This window comes from Flavobacterium sp. FlaQc-47, assembly GCF_044006475.1.
Lineage (GTDB): Bacteria > Bacteroidota > Bacteroidia > Flavobacteriales > Flavobacteriaceae > Flavobacterium.
In genome coordinates, this window is record NZ_JBIPCQ010000004.1 from 495,496 (window position 1) to 515,985 (window position 20,490).

Below are 20,490 nucleotides of genomic sequence, written 5' to 3' on the forward strand. Positions count from 1 at the left end.
AAATGAATTTTAACGTCAACGAAAAAGGATATTACGGAGAATTTGGAGGAGCTTACATTCCTGAAATGTTGTATCCAAATGTAGAAGAATTACGCCAGAATTATTTAAAAATAACAAGCGAACCAGACTTTAAAGCAGAGTTTGACCAATTGCTAAAAGATTATGTTGGACGCCCAAGTCCGCTTTATTTTGCAAAGCGTTTGTCTGAAAAATACAATACAAAAGTATATTTAAAAAGAGAAGACTTAAACCATACCGGAGCACATAAAGTAAACAATACAATTGGGCAAATACTGGTTGCGAAACGTTTGGGTAAAAAACGTATTATTGCCGAAACCGGAGCTGGTCAGCATGGCGTTGCAACGGCAACAGTTTGCGCTCTTATGGGATTGGAATGTATCGTTTATATGGGTGAAATCGACATTGCACGTCAGGCACCAAACGTGGCACGTATGAAAATGTTAGGCGCTGAGGTTCGTCCCGCACTTTCAGGTTCAAGAACATTGAAAGATGCAACAAACGAAGCCATACGTGACTGGATCAACAATCCGGTTGATACACATTATATCATTGGATCTGCGATTGGACCACATCCTTATCCGGATATGGTGACACGTTTTCAGAGTGTAATTTCCGAAGAAATAAAATGGCAGTTAAAAGAAAAAGAAGGGCGTGAAAATCCTGATTACGTAGTTGCTTGTATTGGTGGCGGAAGTAACGCTGCCGGAACGTATTACCACTTTTTGCACGAGCCGGAAGTTGGAATTATTGCCGTTGAAGCAGCCGGAAAAGGTGTTGATAGCGGTCATAGCGCTGCTACAAGTAAGTTAGGAAAAGTAGGCGTTATTCACGGTTGCAAAACCCTTTTAATGCAAACGCCAGACGGACAAATTACGGAACCGTATTCTATTTCGGCTGGTCTGGATTATCCGGGAGTTGGTCCCATGCACGCGCATTTAGCAAAAACAGGTCGTGGAGAATTCTTCTCGGTAACTGATGATGATGCGATGCTTGCAGGTTTGCAATTGACTAAATTAGAAGGAATTATTCCCGCAATCGAGAGCGCGCATGCCTTTGCAGTTTTGGATCAAAAGAAATTTAAACCAACAGATATTGTGGTAATCAGTCTTTCTGGTCGTGGCGATAAAGATTTAGACAATTATATCGATTATTTTAAATTGTAATAAAAATCGTAATTTGCGCGTTCCCTTCGGTCGGGCTATCCGCTATATTCTCGATTAACAAAAACTACGGCTAAAAAGCCTTGTTTTTCTAAATCGGGAGATGCCGCTCCAACGAAGTTCACTGAAATCTACTAAAAAACAGAATCAAGTGAAGTAATCCCTAACGCAAAAAAATAAACAACGAGAAAAATCATATTATGGAAAAATTATTCTCCTACGGAACAATAAGATCAAAAGAAATTCAGAGGCAAATTTTTAATAAAATATTAATTGGAACTCCGGATCAACTTTTGGGTCACAAACTAAAAAGTCTTCAAATAGAAGAAGAATTTGGAATGGCAGACTATGTTGTAGCTGTCCCAACCGCAGAGTCATCAGATCCTATACACGGTATGGCTTTTGACATTTCTACTTCTGACTTGGCTAAAGTGGATATTTTCGAATCGAATGCTTATAAAAGAGTTGAGGTCACGTTGAAGTCCGGAACAGTGGCGTGGGTTTATATAGAAAATTAATTTTCGGATAAAAACCCAGCTTACACTGTTTTAAAATATAATGACGCAGATTAAAAAAATTTTCAATAATTATTCTGCAGATTTATTTCACACAGATTTAAATTGATTTAAAGCCGATTAAAATATATGTAATTAAAATCTGATGAATCTTCGTGAAACAAAGAATCTGAAAAATCTTATTTATCTGTGGCCAAATAATAATAACATACCTGACAGCTTTTATCTGATTCTGAAACTTCGGAATTGGGACTGTTAGGAGAAAAAATACAAACATGAACAGAATAACTCAAAAATTACAAGAAGATAAAAAGATACTTTCTATTTATTTTTCGGCGGGATATCCTAACTTAACTGATACCGTTCAGATCATTCAGGATTTAGAAAAAAATGGCGTGGACTTAATCGAAATTGGTTTACCATTTAGTGATCCTTTGGCGGATGGACCAACAATTCAGGCGAGTTCTACGCAGGCACTTAAAAACGGAATGACAACTCAAATTCTTTTTGATCAGCTGAAGAACATCCGCGAAAGCGTAAAAATACCGTTGATTATTATGGGATATTTCAACCCAATGTTACAATACGGAATTGAAGAATTTTGTAAAAAATGTGCCGAAATTGGTATCGACGGATTAATCATTCCTGATTTACCGGTTGATGTTTATGCAGATGAATACAAAGCAATTTTCGAAAAATACGGCTTAATTAATGTGTTCCTTATTACGCCTCAAACTTCTGATGAGCGCATTCGTTTTATCGACAGTGTCTCAAACGGATTTATCTATATGGTAAGTTCTGCGAGTGTTACAGGTTCTCAATCTGGTTTTGGAAATGTGCAGGAAGATTATTTCGAAAGGATTTCGAATATGAATCTTAAAAATCCACAGATTATTGGTTTCGGAATTTCGAATAAAGAAACGTTTAATCAGGCTACGAAATTTGCAAAAGGAGCTATTATTGGTAGTGCTTTTATTAAACATTTGAGTGAAAGTGGAAGCGGGAAAATTTCTGAATTTGTTGGAGCGATTCGATAGAAAATACAACTTTTACAATTATTTTGTACATTTGAATAAATCAATTATCATGGATTTAGAAGCTCGCAAAATATCTTTCGTTCAGGAATTTCTAAGACTTGAAAGTGAAGAAATAGTCACTCATCTTGAAACCATACTTCACAAACAAAAGGTTGAATTATTAGACCAGAAAATGCAATCAATGAGTATTGATCAATTTAACAAAGAAATTGATCAATCTCTTGATGATGCTAAAAATGGTCGAATTATATCTGCTAAAGACTTACAATCGAAAATTCAAAAATGGTATTAACAGTTTATTGGACACAATTTGCTGAGGATAAAATTAATGACATTTTTGAATACTACAAATTTAAAGGAGGAATTGCAGTTGCCCAAAACTTATTAAATGGAATAATTGATGTTTCGTTAAGTTTAGAGTTTAATGCTTATGGCGGGCAAAAAGAAGAACTTCTTTCAAATAAAAATGAAGATTTTAGATATTCAATTTTCAAAAATTAGAAAATCATATACTGGATAGAGGAACATATACAAATTGTATATGTTTCGAATATTTTCGATACCAGACAAAATCCGCAAAAGCTTAGTTTGGGAAAATAAATTCCTTTTTTGACTAATGATTTTCAATTAAAATTTACTTAAATCAACTACAAGGTTTTCTGTTAATATTGTGTTAAAATAAAATTAAACAGCTGTTTAAATTAAACGCTTGTTTAATTTTGTACCCGATTAGAAACAATACCATGTCAAACATCGAATTAAACGATAAAAAAATTCAGATTCTGGAAGTTGCTGAAAAGCTATTTTCAGAAAAAGGTTTTGAAGGTACATCAATACGAGACATCTCAAAGGTGGCAAAAATTAATATTGCCATGATTTCGTATTATTTCGGTTCAAAAGAAAGATTACTTGAGGCTCTTATTTTTTACAAAACTTCTGATATTAAACTTCAATTAGACAATTTATTACTTGAAAATCTCGAACCTCTTGATAAAGTCAATAAATTAATCGAAATTTACATTAACAGAATCAATTGTAACAGAGGGATTTACAGAATTTTACATTTTGAACTTACTTCAAAAAAAAGGGAACAAAACTTAGCTGCTTTTACTGAATTGAAAAAGGGCAACTTAAAATCCCTGGAAACAATAGTGAAAGAAGGACAATCTAAAGGAGTTTTTAGAAAAGATGTAATTATTCCGCTTATAACGCCAACTATAATGGGAACATTTTTTCACTTTCATATGAACAAACCTTTTTTTGAGGAACTTCTCAATTTAAACACCGAAACGTTATACAACGATTATATTAAAAACAGTCTTACAAAGCACATTCAACAAACTATAAAAGCTCTACTTGTTTATGAAAATTAATCAATTAATGCTCTTTGGGATTTTCTTTATTGGAATATCATCAATAGAAGCGCAAGAAAAAACAAGTTTAACCTTAGACGAAGCCGTGAAAATGGCCTGGGAAAAAAGTAACGAAGTTACGCTTGCCAATACTAAGGTAAACACAAAAAAATACGAATCACAAGAGGTAAGAAACAATCAGTATCCGGATTTAAAAATTTCCGGTCAATATCAGCGATTGACAAAAGCTTCAATTGACTTGCACAATAACGGTGATACGGCAAGTTCTGATCCAATGCCTTCTCCGGATCAGGCAATGTTAGGAATGGCAAATCTTAGTTTGCCAATATTTGCAGGATTTAAAATTCAGAACAGCATTAAAGCATCTGATAATTTATATGAAGCTGAAAGTGCTTATGCTGCAAAAACTAAAGAGGATGTGACTTTACGTGTAATTACGTATTACAGCGCTTTATACAAAGCACAAAAAACGTTAGATCTTTTAAACGAAAATCAAAAACAAGCGAAACAGCGTGTTACTGATTTTACGGAATTAGAGAAAAACGGAATCATCCCAAGAAATGATTTATTGAAAGCACAATTGTTAGTTTCAAAAACGCAATTATCTATTGATGAAGCAAATAACAACATCAACAATATCAACTTCTATCTTACGACTTTATTAAAATTAGATCCAAGTGTAAAACTTGAGATTAACGAAACTGATTTCTTTAATCTAAAAACAAGTAATGCGCCTACATCTGATGTATTGGCTTTAGAAAACAGAAAAGATTTAGAAGCGATTCGTTTTCAACAAAAAGCGAGTGAAGCAAATATTAAAATAGCGAAATCAGGTTATTACCCAGCTCTTTCATTACTGGGTGGTTATACTGCTTTAGATCTTAAAGATTTTATTACAGTAAAATATGCAATGAATTTTGGAGTTGGTTTATCTTATGATTTATCAGGAATTTTAAAAAACAGCGCAAATGTAAAAGCTGCAGAAAGCAAAGCTTTAGAAGTTAAAAATACAGAAGCCGTAATGACGGATCGTATTAAAGTTGAAGTTCAAAAATCTATTGAAGATTATAACTTAGCGATCAATCAAAGTGTGGTTTATGATGAAGCTCTTTTACAGGCTGCAGAAAACTACAGACTTGTTAAAGATAAATTTGACAATGGCTTATCAGACACTAACGATTTAGTTGAGGCTGATGTAGAACACTTAAATGCTAAAATCAACACAGCTTTGTCTAAAGCAACTATTATTCAAAAATATTACGAATTATTATCCGTATCAGGACAATTATCACAATCATTCAATCTTTCTAAAATATAATCGATAGCTCTCATGGAAAAGAAAAAAACAAATACTAAATTCATCATTATACTAACCGTTTTGGTTTTATTGGGGGGAACTTACGGAATAACAAAATATTTACACGGACAGGCTCACGAAGAAACGGATGATGCTCAGATCGAGAAAAAAATGAATCCAATTATCCCCAGAGTATCAGGATATATTAGCAAAGTGTATGTAAAAGATAATGATTTTGTAAAAAAAGGAGATACTTTATTTACTATCGACAAAAGAGATTACCAATTGAAAATTGATGAAGCTAATGCTGCTTTACTAGGTGCTGAAGGTCAATACGAAGCTGCTAAAGCTGATATTGGGAGCGCATACGCAAGTATATCGGTTTCTGATGCGAATATGAGATCTGCAGGTGGTTCTATCGAAAGTGCAAAAATCAGATTAAGACAGCTTACGAATGATTTCAACCGTTACAATAATTTGTATAAAACACATACAATCACAAAACAACAATTTGAGCAGGCTCAGAGTGCAAAAGATGAGGCTGAAAATCAAGTTAGAGTATTAGAACAACAACAAAGAGCAAGTTCTTACCAAAAATCAGTAATTCAATCTAAATCGAAAGTTTCTGATAAACAAACTGAAGTTGCTGCTGCTAACATCAAAAGGGCTAAAACAATGCTTGATGTAGCACATTTAAATCTTACATATACTGTTGTAACTGCTGCAATTGACGGGCAAGTTTCTAAAGTTGATATTCAGCCGGGACAATTAGTTCAGCCAGGACAATCTTTATTTTACATTATCAATAATACTGAAGCCTGGGTTGTAGCTAACTTTAAAGAAACACAATTAAACAAAATGATTGTGGGACAAAAAGTAAGCTTAAAAGTTGATGCTTATCCTAACTATGAATTCAAAGGAACTTTAACTTCTTTCTCTCCTGCAACAGGATCTCGTTTTTCATTATTACCTCCTGATAACGCAACAGGTAACTTCGTAAAAACAATTCAGAGATTACCGGTAAAAATTAGTTTAGACGAATCAAACGATCCTGAAAAAGTAAAATTACTAAGACCAGGAATGAATGTTGATGTAGATGTACATTTAAAATAAAATAATGACAGCAGTACAAGGAGATGACGATTTAGTAGAATACGGTTATAGACGTGTGATTATTACGATTACCGCAGTACTTTGTGCGCTGCTGGAAATTGTAGATACCACAATTGTAAACGTAGCACTAACAGACATGCGAGGTAGCCTTGGTGCTACTTTGACTGATGTGGCTTGGGTAATTACAGCATACGCAATTGCGAATGTTATTGTAATTCCGATGACAAGTTGGCTTTCACAACAATTTGGAAGACGTAATTATTTTGTGGCTTCAATCATTCTATTTACAGTCTGTTCCTTTTTATGTGGAAATGCCAGTAATATTTGGGAATTAGTTGCTTTTAGGTTTGTACAAGGTATGGGTGGGGGAGCTTTATTAGTAACAGCCCAGACTATTATTACCGAAAGTTATCCCATCGCAAAACGTGGTATGGCGCAGGCTATTTACGGAATGGGGGTAATTGTTGGTCCCACTTTAGGGCCGCCTTTAGGAGGTTATTTAGTAGATAATTATTCGTGGCCTTATATTTTTTATATTAATATTCCGCTAGGAATTATTGCTACTATTTTGGCACTTACTTTTGTAAGAAGTCCTAAATATGGAGAAAAGTTAAAAGCAAATCAGGTTGACTGGTGGGGAATTATATTATTAGCTTCTTTTATCGGATCATTACAATTCGTTTTAGAGCACGGTCAGCAAGATGACTGGTTCAATGATTCGCTAATTGTAACTTTAAGCGTTGTTACTGTTCTGGGATTAATATTATTTATCTGGAGAGAGCTGACCTATAAATATCCTATTGTAAACCTAAGTGTTTTAAAAGATGGAAATTTAAGAATTGGAACCGTAATGTGTTTTATTCTTGGTTTCGGTTTATACGGATCAACATTGATTATCCCAATTTACACGCAATCTGTTTTAGGATGGACCGCAACAGATGCCGGATTATTATTGATTCCGGGTTCAATTACAACAGCGATCATGATGCCATTTGTGGGTAATATGATACAAAAAGGAGTTCCGCAAGGCTATATGGTTGGAGTTGGATTTTTAGTATTCTTCTTCTTTACCTTTATGATGCAAACCCGCATGACACCTGACACTGGTGTTGAACATATGTATTGGCCTTTGATTTTAAGAGGAATTGGATTAGGATTACTTTTTGTACCTATTACAACACTTTCACTTTCTACATTAAAAGGAAAACATATTGGCGAAGGTGCTGCTTTTACAGGAATGATGAGACAATTAGGTGGTTCATTTGGTATTGCAATTATTACCACTTTTATCACTCGTTTCAGTCAGGAACACAGAGTTGATTTATTGACTAATTTAGATCCTGCAAAATTCGATGTTCAGCAAAGAATTGCAGGAATGCAAAGGGCTTTTGAAGCTAAAGGTTATAGTCCGGATGTTGCTCTTAAAAAAGCTTATCAGGCTTTAGAATATTCTATAATGAAACAAAGTACTGTAATGTCGTACATAGATATTTTTATGTATTTGGGAATTATGTTTTTATGCTGTATACCAATTATTCTTTTCATTAAAAAAGGAAAAAACAAGATTAATCCTGCTGATGCAATGCATTAATAATAATTGATTTATAATACGAAAAAGCCGAACTATTTATTTAGCCCGGCTTTTTTTATTTGCGAATTTGAAATTTTATTTATTGAATATGTTATACAGGGATTGAAATCCCTAGCCAAAATATATTTTAATTTTGAAGGAATTAAAATCCGCTCCTATACTATTTTACAAATCCGAAGGGATTGAAATCCCTACATACAATATGAAGCGAGTCTCCGACTCTCTGTGATAAAAAAAACTCAGAAATTCAGTAAATTAGATTCTTAGCATTTTTTTTAAAACCTTTGAACCTTTGAACCTCTGCACCTTTGAACCTTTGTTCCTTCAAAAAACCTATCTCGTAAACACCAAATGATCTCCTTCTGAAAGATTCGCATCAAAAGCATATCCATCATAATTGAAACCTTTTAAGTCATCAATAGTTGCTGCATTTGTATCAATGATATAACGAACCATCATTCCCCTTGCTTTTTTAGCGAAGAAACTGATTATTTTTAATTTACCATCTTTGTAATCTTTAAAATCAGGAGTAATTACGGGAACTTTTAAAGCCTTAACATCAACTGCTGAGAAATATTCGTTACTGGCTAAATTCACAAACAACTCTCCTTTTTCAAGTTCCTTATTTAAGGATTTGGTTACAGTTGGCTTCCAGAATTCATGAAGGTTTTTATATTCACCAACAGGCAATTTAGTTCCCATTTCCAGACGATATGCCTGCATTAAATCGAGCGGTTTTAAAACTCCGTAAAGTCCTGATAAAATTCTAAGCTTGCTTTGCAGAACCTCTACTTTTTCAAGCGGAATTGTATACGCATCTAAACCTGTATAAACATCTCCATCAAAAGTATAAATTGCCGGACGTGCATTTTCCGGTGTAAACGGTGTTTTCCAGTCCTGGTTTCTTTTCCAGTTTAAGTCTGATAATTTATCCGAAATTGACATTAATTCAGATAATTCAGCTGGCTTTTTCTCTTTTAAAATTTTATGAACCTGACGTGCTTCTTTTAAAAAAGACGGTTCTGTATAGTCTTTAGTTGGTAATTCTTTTTCGAAATTTAATGACTTCGCCGGAGATATAACAATTTTCATTTGTGCGTTTTTATAGGATTCAAAAATACAAATTGAAATTTTAAAAATAAGAGATATGGATTGATTTGTTCAATAGCGGTATCAATGTTTTTTTTACTACAAATTGCACAAATTTTCACAAATCATTCGTGGTAAAATTTAAAAAAAATTAGTACTAATTCGTGAAATTCGTGGCAACCTTTATTCTTTTAATAAAATTCTCCACCTCAAACTATGAATTTGTTCAAAAAAGTCAACAATAGATTATAATAGGCATTTTCTATGTTGTAAATTTGCACACGTTTCATTCTTCGTAAAGAATAGAAATGTATTACTTAAAATTGGTGAATTCGTGGCTATACAAACAAACTATAAAACAGCATTAGAACATAAAATCTTCGAAGTAATTTCGAAGGCATCTCAGGAACTTAACGTCGACAGTTATGTAATTGGGGGATTTGTCAGGGATTTACTTTTAAACAGGGGATCTAAAAAAGATATTGATGTTGTTGCAGTTGGCAGTGGTATCGAATTAGCTTTGAAAGTCTCAGAATTGCTTCCAAAAAAACCAAAAGTTCAGGTTTTCAAAACTTACGGAACTGCAATGTTGCGCTTTGAAGATACTGATATCGAATTTGTTGGCGCACGAAAAGAATCTTATAATTTCGACAGCAGAAATCCTATTGTTGAAAACGGAACTCTTGAAGATGATCAAAACCGCCGTGATTTTACCATCAATGCATTAGCTTTATCACTAAACGAAAAAACATTTGGTGATCTTTCTGATCCGTTTAACGGATTATCCGATTTAGGAAATAAAACAATCAAAACACCTTTAGATCCAAGTATAACCTATTCTGACGATCCATTGAGAATGCTTCGTGCCATTCGCTTTGCGAATCAATTGGGATTTGAAATCGAGAAAAACTCTCTTGACGCGATTACTAAAAATGCGGAGAGAATTAATATTATTTCAGGCGAAAGGATTGTTGATGAATTAAACAAAATTCTTTCGACAGACAAACCTTCAATTGGTTTTTTACTTTTATACCAAACCGGACTTTTAGATATTATTCTTCCTGAATTAACTGCTTTGAATCAGGTCGAAGAAATTGAAGGTCATACCCATAAAAATAATTTTTATCACACACTTGAAGTAGTGGACAATATTTGTCCAAATACAGATGATGTCTGGTTGCGTTGGTCGGCATTGTTACATGATATTGGAAAAGCGCCAACAAAACGTTTCAATAAAAAACAAGGCTGGACGTTTCACGGACATGAATTTTTAGGTGGTAAAATGGCCAAAAAAATATTCGAACGTTTGCATATGCCTTTGAATCACAAAATGAAATTTGTGCAAAAAATGGTCATCATGAGTTCGCGCCCAATTGTATTGGCACAGGACATTGTGACTGACAGCGCGGTTCGTCGTTTGGTTTTTGATGCCGGAGAAGATGTTGAAGATTTAATGATTTTATGTGAAGCTGATATCACAACTAAAAATCCGTCGAAGTTTAAGAAATACCATAAAAATTTTGAAATCGTACGCAAGAAAATTGTAGAAGTTGAAGAACGCGATCATGTTCGTAATTTTCAACCGCCTATTTCAGGTGAACAAATTATGGAAATGTTTGATTTGCAACCGGGTCGTGAAATTGGAGTTTTGAAAGAAGCGGTAAAAGAAGCTATTTTAGAAGGTGATATCCTCAATGAATATCAGGCTGCTTATGATTTTATTATTAAAAGAGCGGAGAAATTAGGTTTAAAAAAAGTTTAAGAATAAGTTTTTACATAATGAAAAAAGAGAATAAATCAGTAATCATTTGGTTACTATCAGGCTGTGTTTTATTGTTTTTAATGGTTGTAGTTGGGGGAATTACCCGCTTAACCAATTCAGGTTTATCAATGACCGACTGGCATTTGGTAACCGATACTTTCCCGCCTTTGACGGATGCAAAATGGAATGAAGCTTTTGAGCAATACAAGAAATTTCCCGAATATCAAAAAATCAATATTCACAACGATTTTCAACTTTCAGATTATAAATTTATTTATTTCTGGGAATGGTTTCACCGTTTTATTGGTCGCATCATTGGATTGGTTTTCTTTGTGCCGTTTGTTTATTTCTTAATGAGAAAAAAACTGGATCGTCCAACAATCAAAAAATGTATTGTTTTATTGGCAATGGGAGGTTTTCAGGGGTTTTTAGGCTGGTTTATGGTTCGCAGCGGGTTAATTGACAATCCTGATGTAAGCCATTTTAGACTTTCATTACACCTTACTTTCGCCTTTATCACTTTTGCTTATACTTTATGGGTAGCATTGGATTTAATTTATCCTGAAAGAACAATTACTAAAGTAATTCCGCTTCGAAATATCGCGAGATTTGCATTGGTGGCATTATTAATACAAATTATTTATGGTGGTTTTGTAGCAGGATTAAATGCAGGATTAATTCATAATCACTGGCCCTTAATGAGCGACGGACAATTTATCCATGATTCGGTTTTTATCGAACAGCCAACTTTGGTTAAAAACTTAATCGAAGGAAAAAGTGGCGTTCAGTTTGTTCATAGAACTTTTGCTTATGTTGTTGTCGCTTTTATTCTGTTTTTATATTACAAAAGCACTAAATTTTCGCTTACAAGAACGCAAAGTAACGGAATCAAAACTTTAGTTGTTTTTGTATTTATCCAATTTGCATTAGGAGTTTTTACGCTCTTATATAGTGTTCCACTAGCTTTAGGATTAATTCACCAAATTATGGCTTTCTTCCTTTTAAGTGCCATGACATTTACTTTGCATAGATTAAGCAAATAATACCAAACTTATAAGAACAAAAAAATCCTTCGCTGAAGGATTTTCTTGTTTTTATTACGAACCTAAATCGTATTGAACCTAAACCGGATTAAAATCCGGCCCTACAAAATGAATCGAGCCGATGGCTCTTTAATATTGGATTGAATTCCGTGGGAATGGTTTATAATGTAGGGCTGGATTCTAATCCAGTTTACATATAGTGAAAATATTATTTTTTATCCCAGCCAATTTTTAAAATCCTGAACTTTTTCGCGGCTTACAATTACCTCATCTTCTTTATATGATGGTAAAATTACCTTAAGTCTGGAATTTGTATATACCTGAATTTCTTTAATCGCTGTAAGCGGAACAATGAATTTTCGGCTTACGCGAAAGAAATCTTTTTTGTCTAATTCTTGCTCCAGAATCTCAAGAGTCGAATCGATTAAATAGTTTCTATTATCAAAAGTATGAATATAAGTTCCTTTGTTTTCACTAAAAAAACACTCAATTTCTTCTGTAGCAATCACCTTTAAATGTTGCCCTATTTTTACTGTAAATCGTTTTTTATAACTCTTTTCAAAAGGATTTGATAACATTTGACGTATTTGTTCAAAATCCAGCTGAAGATTCTGATTTACTGAATCTGCTTTGGGAAGTCTTGCTTTAAACTTAGTAACAGCCACTTCCAGATCATCTTCGTCAATGGGTTTCAAAAGATAATCGATGCTATTAAGTTTGAAAGCTTTTAGGGCATATTCATCATAAGCGGTTGTAAAAATAATGGCGCTTTGAATGTCTATTTTTTCGAAAATTTCAAACGATAAACCATCTGATAACTGAATATCGAGAAAAATTAAATCCGGATGTTGATTATTTGAAAACCAGTGAATTGATTCTTCTACAGAATGCAACATGGTTTCTACAGTGATATCTAACTTTTCTAGTTTTCGCTGCAATAACCTTGCAGCCGGTTTTTCGTCTTCTATAATTAATGTGGTCATTTAGCAGGATCCAAAAATTGAAAATTTAGTTAAAATTACTCCCATTTATTTTTATTCTGAGCATCTTTGTCCATATATTTTTGAATTTTCTTTTGCTCCCAATCTCTGTTGAAAAAAACATCAGGTCCAAATACTGTGAATGCATGAATCAATAAGGCAATTCCCCAGTAAAATAAGGTCGAATAACTTTGCCAGTTTTCAAAACCCCTCACTTCAATATGATTCCAGGCAAAATTTCTGCTGAAATTGGAGATAAGAATTATAGCGTTTACAATAATAAAAATTCTTAAATGCGAATAAAATCCTTTGATTCTTTTCACTTTTTTGAATGCAATCTCATAACTTTCTTCTGTACTAAATTTGTGTGCATGTTCATCATACATCTGTTCTCTAAATCGTCCCATTTTATTTTGATTTAATTATTGCCATTTATTTTTGCCTTCTTTTTCTTTTTCTATCAGTTCTCTGATTTTTCGTTCTTCCCAGTCTTTTCCAAGAACCGGAAATATTTCAAAAACCTTTAATCCGTGAAAAACAACTCCTATTCCCCACCACAATAAGGGCCAGTAAAACCACAAATGATCTGGAGATGTATATAGATTTACAAAGATCAAAACAATATTTACACCTATATATGATGTGAGATTGGCATAAAATCCTTTAAGATCCTCAACTTTCTTTTTTGCAAGTTGATATCTGTCTTCTTCATTTAAATTCACTTCCATTATTTCCAGTTTTGTTTATTATTTTCTTTTTGCAAAATCTCTCTAATTTTTCGTTCTTCCCAATTTGAGCTGTAACCATATACTTTAAAAGCATGCATTACAACGCCAAATCCCCAACCTAAAGCCGAAAACCAAAACCATTGAAATCCTGGAGAAAACCTCAGATTAATAAATATTAAAAACGGAATTATACAACAATATGATATTATATTAGCATAAAATCCTTTTAACTCTTCTACTCTTTTTTTAGCTCTGAAATAGGCTTTATTCTCATCGCTATATGCTGCATTTGTTTCCATAACTGATATTTGTTTGGTTAAAATTGGAATTTTAACTGTGAAATTTTTCTCGTTTTGTTCAATAACGACCTTTCTGTCTGTAATGATTCCGTATCGATTCACGATATTTTGCAATCCCACTCCCTGCCTGTCCTGTAAAACTTCTTTTTTCTGAAAATCATTTTGAATCGCTAAATAATCTCCATCAACAAAAATTCTGATGTGCAATGGTTTTTGTTCGCTTACTACATTATGTTTAACCGTATTTTCGAGCAAAAGCTGTAATGATAACGGAACCACTTTTGCATCCGGATTTATGTTTGTCGTAGGTAATTCATAAAACAAACTATTCTCGAAACGCATTTTCAACAGGTTCATATAGGTTTTGGCAAAAGCCAATTCATCTTCAACCGAAACCAATTCTTTATCCTTTTGCTCTAAAACGTATCGATAAATTTTAGATAATGAAGTAGTAAAACGTTGCGCATTATCCGGATTTTCTTCAATCAAAGAACTTAAAACATTCAGGCTGTTAAAAAGAAAATGAGGATCTATTTGATTTTTTAAACTTTCAAATTTAGCATTTGCCGTTCCTGCGATAATCTTTTGTTGAGTTATTTCAAATTTTGATGCCTGTTTCCATTTTACCATAAAACTTCTGGCTTGCAGGAAAATCGAAACTCCAAGCGATAAAATGATATAAAAAAAATGTTTCCAAATCATTCTGTCGCTAAAAAAATTATCTAAAGGAATATTTTGAACGACTACAAAAATGATATAATTGATTCCTAACACAGCAGGAACTGTATATAAAACAGTAAACAAAATTCCGTAATAAACTCTCAAATTGGTATTTTCCAGCCAGTCCCATTTTCGATCTAAAAGAACACTAATAAAACCGTTTCCAAAACCAAGTCCAAAAGAGTAAAGACAACTCAATAGGAATGTAAGAACAACATTTTGTACATTTAAATCTGCGCCTAAAAAAGCAGAGAATATTACCGTAAAGACCATAGAAATCTTGAAACAAATAATTGTTCCACTTTTTAAATCAGCAAAGGTATTTCCATGATCTTTCATTACAGTATTAATTTTTTAATTTATTTTTTACAATTTTTTTGAATTTCCAAAGCTCTGTCTAATCCCCATTTTGGAGAAAAAGAAGTTTCCGGTTTAAAAGTAGCAAAAAGTTCTACAGCTTTATCCACTTGTGCACATAATGGTTTTGTGTCGACTCCTGTCCATTTTGCGCCACCCAATTGATAATCTGCTTCGCCAAAAACGATTCTTGGATTGTTTGGGTCGATCGCTTTTCCTTTTGCATACGTTTCCATTATTTTAGCCGAATATTTCATGCCGTTTGTCATAGGATCTGCAATAACATAACCTGTATATATCAACGCCTGAAGCGCGTATAACTCTGCATTATTTTGATCTTTTATCAATTCAACATCAAGTGCGTCTTGTGCTTTTGTCAATAACAAATCAACTTTTGTTTTGTCTTTTTCAGTAAATGAAGATGTAGTATTGATTAAAGCGACATAGTAATTGGGCAAATAACTTGTTTTTTCTGCTGTTGCAATTCTTTCAAACAATGCCGAAGCTTCTGTGTTTTTTCCTTCTTTCCAAAGTCCGAAAGCTTTTCCCATTCCTTGTTCAAATTGTGTTTGTGCAGAGCTTATTACTACTACAAGTAATGATACGAAAGTGATAATTTTTTTCATTTTAATAAATAATTTAATTGGTTATTTTTAGGTGGTTAGTTATTATTTAGAGTGTAATTTCAATTTTTGAATCTTTATTGACAACAAATTTAGCATCTTTATATGCAGGAGGTCCCATAAATCCTTTTGCATTATTTGAAGCGGCATAATCTTCAGAAGGTATTCCCATCATATTTTTATCCAGTTTTCCGTTATTGTTTTCATCGTGATACGTTGAAATTGCATATTCTCCGGCAGGAATACTTTCGAATGTTACGGTAGCTTCGTTATTTTTAATTTTTGAAGCTACACTTTTATAAATGGTTTTAAGAAATGTTCCATCTGAATTGTACAAGCCAACCCTAACCATTCCTGTATTGTTTTTTAAACCTGAAACCGAAACTGTAAGGTTTACATTTTGAGCAGAGATAAAACTGCAGATAAATAATGTGATTATGGTAATAATTTTTGTCATGATTTTGTTTTTTTAAGTTACTAAGTGTCTCAGTTTTTTTGTTGATGATTAAAACTCTGTTTGTTATTTGATTTTCTAAGTTTTTACGGAATTAAGTTTCTAAGTTTTTTTTACTTAGTAACTCAGAACCTTAGCAACTTAGTCGCTTATTATTTATACTTCAAAAGTATGTTTGTTTTTATTGTTTTAAAATTAATTGATACTGAGTTGTTGAATTTGATGACTGAATTGTTTTTTTGAGGGGCAAAGGTTCAGAGTAACAAAGGGACAAAGGTTTTCTTTGAATTTTCTATACAAAACTTTGTTCCTTTGAACCTTTGCCGCTTTGTACCTCTTTAAAGATTTTTCAATTGATTCTCATTTTTATTATCGCTAATCGTCCAGAAGAAACCTACGAAGAAAAATCGATCTGCAGTTGGTAAAACGGGTTGTCTGTTGTAGACTCCGTTTGCGTCCGGAAGTTTTGCATAATCATATCCAAAAACATTTTGAGTTCCTAATACATTCGAAACTGAGAAATAAAGAATTTTTTGTGTCGTTAATAAATATGCCCAGTTAAAACTCAAACTATTATATGATTTTGTTTTTCCGTTCATGAATTGCGTTTGGTTTGGATCATTATAAGGACGTCCAGAACTATAACTGTTCGTGAAACCTATTTGCGATTTCCAATCTGTAATAAAATATTTAGTTACGATTGACAAACTGTGATTGGCCACAAAGTTTGGAGTTGCCATGTTTGGAAAATTCTTGTATTGTCTTTCTGAATCAATGTAAGAATACGAAATCCAATATTCTAAGTTTTTATATAAATTACTGTCTCTCCAAAACAAATCCAGTCCTTTTGCATATCCTGAACCGTTATTATTGAAAACCGAATTGTACTGAATATCTCTGGTATTATATTGCACTAAATTGCTGTAATCTTTATAATAAGCTTCGGCTCTAAAAGTCTGACCTGGTTTTGTAAATTGATAATTTAAGATATAATGGCTTGCTTTTTCACTTTCAAATTGATGGTATTTAGAATATTTAATATAATCAACAACAGGAGTTTGAGAAAAATCTCCGTAAGCAAATGAAAATTGACTGCTTTTAGATACTTTATAAGCCATAGAAGCTCTTGGTGCAAAATTAGTTTCGTCTAATAAACTATTATTAGAAAGTCTTACTCCTACTTTCATAGCCAGCTTTTTTGAGAACAAAATATCTCCTTCAGTATAAAAAGCAGCAATATTTGAGTCGTAACCATTTGATGATTGTATTGAAATATTGTCATTGAAATTCTCATTGAATTTGGTCATAAAATAATCGGCCCCAAAAGACAATTTAAAATAATTTGAAATGTTTTTTCTTAATTTCAATTTCAGTTGCGCTGCATTTTCGTTGCTGTCAACATCATTAATATCATATTTGACTTTGTTTTTGCTATAACCATAACTAATTCCTGATGTAAGTTGCCAGCCGGTACCAAAATCTCCTTTATATGACGCATTCAAATAAAAATTATTATTATTTAAATCAGTTCTTACCGGATCTGTAAAATTTACATTCTTCTGATTTAAATCGAATTTTTCAGCATCAAAAGCAGCATAAAATTTAAAAATTCCTCTTTCAAAATGATATCTGTAAACTGCTTCTCCACCTATGGATTGGTACGGACTATTCCAGTCAACATTTTGAGGAATTACAGCCTGATATGGTGCCAGATTAATATAGTTGGTATTGATACTAAACGAACTTTTTTTCCATTTTTGTGTATTTCCAACCCCTAAACCTACCGTCATTAAAGCAATATCAGTTTTATTCTGGTCGGGTTCATCTTGTGTATTCAATAACAAAACACTTGATAAAGCTTCACCATATTCTGCAGAATAACCTCCTGTTGAAAATGCAATTCCGCTAAACAAGAAAGGCGAAAACCTGCTTCTGGTTGGCAAATTATTAGTTGATGCGCCATAAGGTTGCGCCACACGAAGTCCGTCTACAAAAGTTTGTGTTTCGCTTGCTTCTCCCCCACGAACAAATAAACGCCCGTCTTCGCCCACAGTTTGTGTTCCCGGTAAAGTTTGTAAAGCGGCGATTATATTCCCTGCAGAACCTGCCGTAGTTACAATATCTAAAGGTTTTAATACCGAAACTCTTGCTTTATCACCAGATTCTAATGTTCCCGCAGTGATTACAACGGCATCAAGGGAATTGACATTCTCTCTCAGTTTTACGCTTTGGTCTTTGAAATTTGTAACATCAATTTCTTTTTTGAAAGTTTCAAAAAGTAAAAAACTAATCACTAAAGTCTGGTTTCCTGTTGCAGTAGTTTCAAAAGAGAAATCTCCGGTTTCAGAACTTGTTGCTCCGTCATAAGTTCCATCAATATAAATGTTAGCTCCGGGAACTGGTTTTCCTTTTTGATCTAATACTTTACCCGAAATCGTGTTTTGAGCAAAAATGAAAGCGGTAAAAAGTAAAAAGGCAATTGTAAAAATTTTGGTTTTCATACCTGTTGGTTTAAATATTATTTTGTTTTGGTGAGACAAATGTATTTTAACAGTTTTAGTTAAAAAATATTAAATAACCCAATTGTAGAATTTCAAGGATGAGTTGTAAATTACTTATTTGTATCTTAGCTTTCGAGTTTTAAAACCATTCATTATGTCAGAAAGTAAAAGAATTTCGAATTTATATCAATCCATTTACAATGGAAATCCGTGGTTGGAAGTTAACTTGACGAATACATTAGAAAATGTAACCGCAGAACAGGCTTATAGAAAAATCAATCCAAATTTAAACACAATTTGGGAAATTGTCAATCACCTGATTCAATGGCGAAGAAATATATTAAGACGCGTTGAAGGAGAAGTAGTGACTCCGCCTGATCATAATTATTTTGTTCCGGTTTTAGATCCTTCAGAAGCTGCATGGGAACAGTCTCTTCAAAATCTTGCTAAATCACAAGAATCATGGAATGTGTTTTTTGAAGATTTTAATGATGCCGATTTAGAGAAAGTATACGTAAATAATGAACATACTTATTATGAGCATATTCACGGAATTATTCAGCACGATGTTTATCATTTGGGGCAGATTGTTATTTTAAAGAAGATGCTTTAAACTCAATATTTATGACAGAAAAAGAAAAAATGATTGCCGGGGAATATTATATCGCTACGGATCCTGTTTTAATAAAAGAACGCCGAAAAGCTAAAAACTTATTGCATCGTTTGAATGTAACAGAATATCGTTTGACTAAAAAAGCAAAGGAAATTTTAGCCGAATTAATTCCCAATACAGGAAAAGGTTTTTACATTGAACCTCCCTTTCATTGTGATTATGGCTACAATATTACTTGTGGTGAAAATGTTTATTTTAATGTGAATTGTGTCGTTTTAGATTGTGCGCCGGTAAATATTGGGTCAAATGTATTTTTTGCCCCAAATGTTCAAATTTACACCGCGACTCATCCGCTTGACGCCGAATTAAGAAAATCGCTCGAAAATGCATTACCCATTTCAATTGGAGACGATTGCTGGATTGGTGGAAACTCTGTAATTTGTCCTGGCGTAACCATAGGAAAAGGGTGTGTTATTGGCGCAGGATCTGTAGTCACAAAAGACATTCCGGACAATTCACTCGCGGTTGGAAATCCGGCAAAAGTAATTCGAAAATTAAATCAGAAACCCCAATAAATAAACAATGCTTACCTTAAATAAAGTTCACCATATCGCTATTTTATGTTCTGATTATCAGAAATCAAAAACTTTTTATACCGAAGTTTTGGGTTTAACCATCATTAGAGAAATATATCGCGAAGAACGCCAATCGTATAAACTGGATTTAGCTTTAAATGGTTCTTATGCGATTGAATTGTTTTCATTTCCAAATCCGCCACAACGTCCTTCACGCCCTGAAGCGGTAGGTTTGCGTCATTTAGCTTTTGAAGTGATAAATTTAGAAGAAACAATTGCTTTTTTGAATACAAAAAATATAGAATCGGAGCCAATCAGAATTGATGAAACAACCCAAAAGCGATTTACTTTTATCGCTGATCCGGATGAATTGCCCATTGAGTTTTATGAAAGATAGAATATTCGCGCAAAGCAGCTAAGTTCCTTTAATCTGTAGCTAAAAGTCTTTGCGGCTTCGCGACTTTGCCGCGAGATTTTTACCAGTGTTCACTAAAAAAGACTTTGTGCCTTAGTGCCTTCATAGCAATAGAAGATTTTCCTTCTTCCAAAGTTTTAACATAATATACTGAGCCATTTTTATTAAAAAACGAAAATGATTCTCTAATTTTGTGAAATCGCAAATAAAAATCCTGCGATTTC

At 33.2% G+C, this 20,490-nt stretch carries 22 protein-coding genes; 14 read left to right on the plus strand and 8 right to left on the minus strand.

Translation table 11 applies throughout. The features are described 5' to 3' along the window. Positions 1–2 precede the first annotated feature (2 nt). The 9 genes from trpB (at position 3) to ACHRVX_RS15425 (ending at position 8,107) form a co-directional block, all read left to right on the plus strand. Positions 3–1,184, plus strand: a complete 1,182-nt coding sequence (gene trpB, locus ACHRVX_RS15385) for a tryptophan synthase subunit beta (protein WP_395333736.1) — start codon at positions 3–5, stop codon at positions 1,182–1,184. Between the two features lie 197 nt (positions 1,185–1,381). Further along, positions 1,382–1,699, plus strand: coding sequence for a gamma-glutamylcyclotransferase family protein (locus ACHRVX_RS15390; RefSeq protein WP_395333738.1), 318 nt, complete (start codon positions 1,382–1,384; stop codon positions 1,697–1,699). Positions 1,700–1,971: 272 nt separating this feature from the next. Then, entirely contained in the window at positions 1,972–2,733 is a 762-nt protein-coding gene (trpA, locus tag ACHRVX_RS15395; protein WP_395333740.1) for a tryptophan synthase subunit alpha, read from the plus strand. 49 nt (positions 2,734–2,782) lie between these two features. Further along, entirely contained in the window at positions 2,783–3,025 is a 243-nt protein-coding gene (locus ACHRVX_RS15400) for a hypothetical protein (protein ID WP_395333742.1), read from the plus strand. Further along, positions 3,016–3,234, plus strand: a complete 219-nt coding sequence (locus ACHRVX_RS15405; protein ID WP_395333744.1) for a type II toxin-antitoxin system RelE/ParE family toxin — start codon at positions 3,016–3,018, stop codon at positions 3,232–3,234. The genes ACHRVX_RS15400 and ACHRVX_RS15405 overlap by 10 nt, the downstream gene beginning before the upstream one ends. Before the next feature lie 242 nt (positions 3,235–3,476). After that, positions 3,477–4,106 (plus strand): TetR family transcriptional regulator, encoded by a 630-nt coding sequence (locus ACHRVX_RS15410; protein WP_395333746.1) that lies wholly within the window; start codon positions 3,477–3,479, stop codon positions 4,104–4,106. Continuing rightward, positions 4,096–5,424 (plus strand): TolC family protein, encoded by a 1,329-nt coding sequence (locus ACHRVX_RS15415; protein WP_395333748.1) that lies wholly within the window; start codon positions 4,096–4,098, stop codon positions 5,422–5,424. The genes ACHRVX_RS15410 and ACHRVX_RS15415 overlap by 11 nt, the downstream gene beginning before the upstream one ends. 12 nt (positions 5,425–5,436) lie before the next feature. Next, entirely contained in the window at positions 5,437–6,516 is a 1,080-nt protein-coding gene (locus tag ACHRVX_RS15420; RefSeq protein ID WP_395333750.1) for an HlyD family secretion protein, read from the plus strand. 4 nt (positions 6,517–6,520) lie between these two features. Then, complete coding sequence (locus tag ACHRVX_RS15425; protein ID WP_395333752.1) at positions 6,521–8,107, plus strand: MDR family MFS transporter; 1,587 nt, start codon at positions 6,521–6,523, stop codon at positions 8,105–8,107. 333 nt (positions 8,108–8,440) lie between these two features. On the opposite strand, the gene yaaA is transcribed toward ACHRVX_RS15425, so the two are convergent. Further along, positions 8,441–9,199, minus strand: coding sequence for a peroxide stress protein YaaA (gene yaaA / locus ACHRVX_RS15430; protein ID WP_395333754.1), 759 nt, complete (start codon positions 9,197–9,199; stop codon positions 8,441–8,443). A gap of 331 nt (positions 9,200–9,530) precedes the next feature. Between yaaA and ACHRVX_RS15435 the strand changes: the two genes are divergently transcribed. Continuing rightward, positions 9,531–10,958, plus strand: a complete 1,428-nt coding sequence (locus tag ACHRVX_RS15435) for a CCA tRNA nucleotidyltransferase (protein WP_395333756.1) — start codon at positions 9,531–9,533, stop codon at positions 10,956–10,958. Positions 10,959–10,975: 17 nt separating this feature from the next. Then, positions 10,976–12,001: a COX15/CtaA family protein gene (locus ACHRVX_RS15440; RefSeq protein ID WP_213304631.1), complete on the plus strand. Its 1,026-nt coding sequence runs from the start codon at positions 10,976–10,978 to the stop codon at positions 11,999–12,001. A gap of 215 nt (positions 12,002–12,216) precedes the next feature. On the opposite strand, the gene ACHRVX_RS15445 is transcribed toward ACHRVX_RS15440, so the two are convergent. The 7 genes from ACHRVX_RS15445 to ACHRVX_RS15475 form a co-directional block, all read right to left on the minus strand. Continuing rightward, positions 12,217–12,984 carry a LytR/AlgR family response regulator transcription factor gene (locus ACHRVX_RS15445; RefSeq protein ID WP_395333758.1) on the minus strand — a complete coding sequence of 256 codons (768 nt, stop codon included), beginning with the start codon at positions 12,982–12,984 and terminating at the stop codon, positions 12,217–12,219. A 35-nt stretch (positions 12,985–13,019) separates the two neighbouring features. After that, positions 13,020–13,388, minus strand: coding sequence for a 2TM domain-containing protein (locus ACHRVX_RS15450; RefSeq protein ID WP_395333760.1), 369 nt, complete (start codon positions 13,386–13,388; stop codon positions 13,020–13,022). A gap of 15 nt (positions 13,389–13,403) precedes the next feature. Next, positions 13,404–13,709, minus strand: a complete 306-nt coding sequence (locus ACHRVX_RS15455) for a 2TM domain-containing protein (RefSeq protein WP_395333762.1) — start codon at positions 13,707–13,709, stop codon at positions 13,404–13,406. Then, on the minus strand, positions 13,709–15,067 hold the full coding sequence (locus ACHRVX_RS15460; RefSeq protein ID WP_395333764.1) for a histidine kinase: 1,359 nt from the start codon (positions 15,065–15,067) through the stop codon (positions 13,709–13,711). The genes ACHRVX_RS15455 and ACHRVX_RS15460 overlap by 1 nt, the downstream gene beginning before the upstream one ends. Before the next feature lie 20 nt (positions 15,068–15,087). Further along, complete coding sequence (locus tag ACHRVX_RS15465) at positions 15,088–15,711, minus strand: hypothetical protein (RefSeq protein ID WP_395333766.1); 624 nt, start codon at positions 15,709–15,711, stop codon at positions 15,088–15,090. 46 nt (positions 15,712–15,757) lie between these two features. Beyond that, positions 15,758–16,165 carry a DUF2141 domain-containing protein gene (locus tag ACHRVX_RS15470; RefSeq protein WP_395333768.1) on the minus strand — a complete coding sequence of 136 codons (408 nt, stop codon included), beginning with the start codon at positions 16,163–16,165 and terminating at the stop codon, positions 15,758–15,760. Between the two features lie 335 nt (positions 16,166–16,500). Continuing rightward, entirely contained in the window at positions 16,501–18,663 is a 2,163-nt protein-coding gene (locus ACHRVX_RS15475; protein ID WP_395333770.1) for a carboxypeptidase-like regulatory domain-containing protein, read from the minus strand. A 154-nt stretch (positions 18,664–18,817) separates the two neighbouring features. Here ACHRVX_RS15475 and ACHRVX_RS15480 point away from each other — a divergent pair, with 154 nt between their 5' ends. Genes ACHRVX_RS15480 through ACHRVX_RS15490 form a run of 3 tightly spaced genes read left to right on the plus strand, consistent with a single transcriptional unit; the run spans position 18,818 to position 20,248 of the window. After that, positions 18,818–19,276 (plus strand): DinB family protein, encoded by a 459-nt coding sequence (locus tag ACHRVX_RS15480; protein WP_395333772.1) that lies wholly within the window; start codon positions 18,818–18,820, stop codon positions 19,274–19,276. Positions 19,277–19,287: 11 nt separating this feature from the next. Continuing rightward, positions 19,288–19,851 (plus strand): sugar O-acetyltransferase, encoded by a 564-nt coding sequence (locus tag ACHRVX_RS15485; protein WP_395333774.1) that lies wholly within the window; start codon positions 19,288–19,290, stop codon positions 19,849–19,851. 7 nt (positions 19,852–19,858) lie between these two features. Further along, on the plus strand, positions 19,859–20,248 hold the full coding sequence (locus ACHRVX_RS15490) for a VOC family protein (RefSeq protein ID WP_395333776.1): 390 nt from the start codon (positions 19,859–19,861) through the stop codon (positions 20,246–20,248). Positions 20,249–20,490 lie beyond the last annotated feature (242 nt).

Coding starts and splice junctions, on each gene's coding strand:
- trpB (WP_395333736.1), top strand. CDS start 3: ATGAATTTTAACGTCAACGAAAAAGGATATTACGGAGAATTTGGAGGA.
- ACHRVX_RS15390 (WP_395333738.1), top strand. CDS start 1,382: ATGGAAAAATTATTCTCCTACGGAACAATAAGATCAAAAGAAATTCAG.
- trpA (WP_395333740.1), top strand. CDS start 1,972: ATGAACAGAATAACTCAAAAATTACAAGAAGATAAAAAGATACTTTCT.
- ACHRVX_RS15400 (WP_395333742.1), top strand. CDS start 2,783: ATGGATTTAGAAGCTCGCAAAATATCTTTCGTTCAGGAATTTCTAAGA.
- ACHRVX_RS15405 (WP_395333744.1), top strand. CDS start 3,016: ATGGTATTAACAGTTTATTGGACACAATTTGCTGAGGATAAAATTAAT.
- ACHRVX_RS15410 (WP_395333746.1), top strand. CDS start 3,477: ATGTCAAACATCGAATTAAACGATAAAAAAATTCAGATTCTGGAAGTT.
- ACHRVX_RS15415 (WP_395333748.1), top strand. CDS start 4,096: ATGAAAATTAATCAATTAATGCTCTTTGGGATTTTCTTTATTGGAATA.
- ACHRVX_RS15420 (WP_395333750.1), top strand. CDS start 5,437: ATGGAAAAGAAAAAAACAAATACTAAATTCATCATTATACTAACCGTT.
- ACHRVX_RS15425 (WP_395333752.1), top strand. CDS start 6,521: ATGACAGCAGTACAAGGAGATGACGATTTAGTAGAATACGGTTATAGA.
- yaaA (WP_395333754.1), bottom strand. CDS start 9,199: ATGAAAATTGTTATATCTCCGGCGAAGTCATTAAATTTCGAAAAAGAA.
- ACHRVX_RS15440 (WP_213304631.1), top strand. CDS start 10,976: ATGAAAAAAGAGAATAAATCAGTAATCATTTGGTTACTATCAGGCTGT.
- ACHRVX_RS15445 (WP_395333758.1), bottom strand. CDS start 12,984: ATGACCACATTAATTATAGAAGACGAAAAACCGGCTGCAAGGTTATTG.
- ACHRVX_RS15450 (WP_395333760.1), bottom strand. CDS start 13,388: ATGGGACGATTTAGAGAACAGATGTATGATGAACATGCACACAAATTT.
- ACHRVX_RS15455 (WP_395333762.1), bottom strand. CDS start 13,709: ATGGAAGTGAATTTAAATGAAGAAGACAGATATCAACTTGCAAAAAAG.
- ACHRVX_RS15460 (WP_395333764.1), bottom strand. CDS start 15,067: ATGAAAGATCATGGAAATACCTTTGCTGATTTAAAAAGTGGAACAATT.
- ACHRVX_RS15465 (WP_395333766.1), bottom strand. CDS start 15,711: ATGAAAAAAATTATCACTTTCGTATCATTACTTGTAGTAGTAATAAGC.
- ACHRVX_RS15470 (WP_395333768.1), bottom strand. CDS start 16,165: ATGACAAAAATTATTACCATAATCACATTATTTATCTGCAGTTTTATC.
- ACHRVX_RS15475 (WP_395333770.1), bottom strand. CDS start 18,663: ATGAAAACCAAAATTTTTACAATTGCCTTTTTACTTTTTACCGCTTTC.
- ACHRVX_RS15480 (WP_395333772.1), top strand. CDS start 18,818: ATGTCAGAAAGTAAAAGAATTTCGAATTTATATCAATCCATTTACAAT.
- ACHRVX_RS15485 (WP_395333774.1), top strand. CDS start 19,288: ATGACAGAAAAAGAAAAAATGATTGCCGGGGAATATTATATCGCTACG.
- ACHRVX_RS15490 (WP_395333776.1), top strand. CDS start 19,859: ATGCTTACCTTAAATAAAGTTCACCATATCGCTATTTTATGTTCTGAT.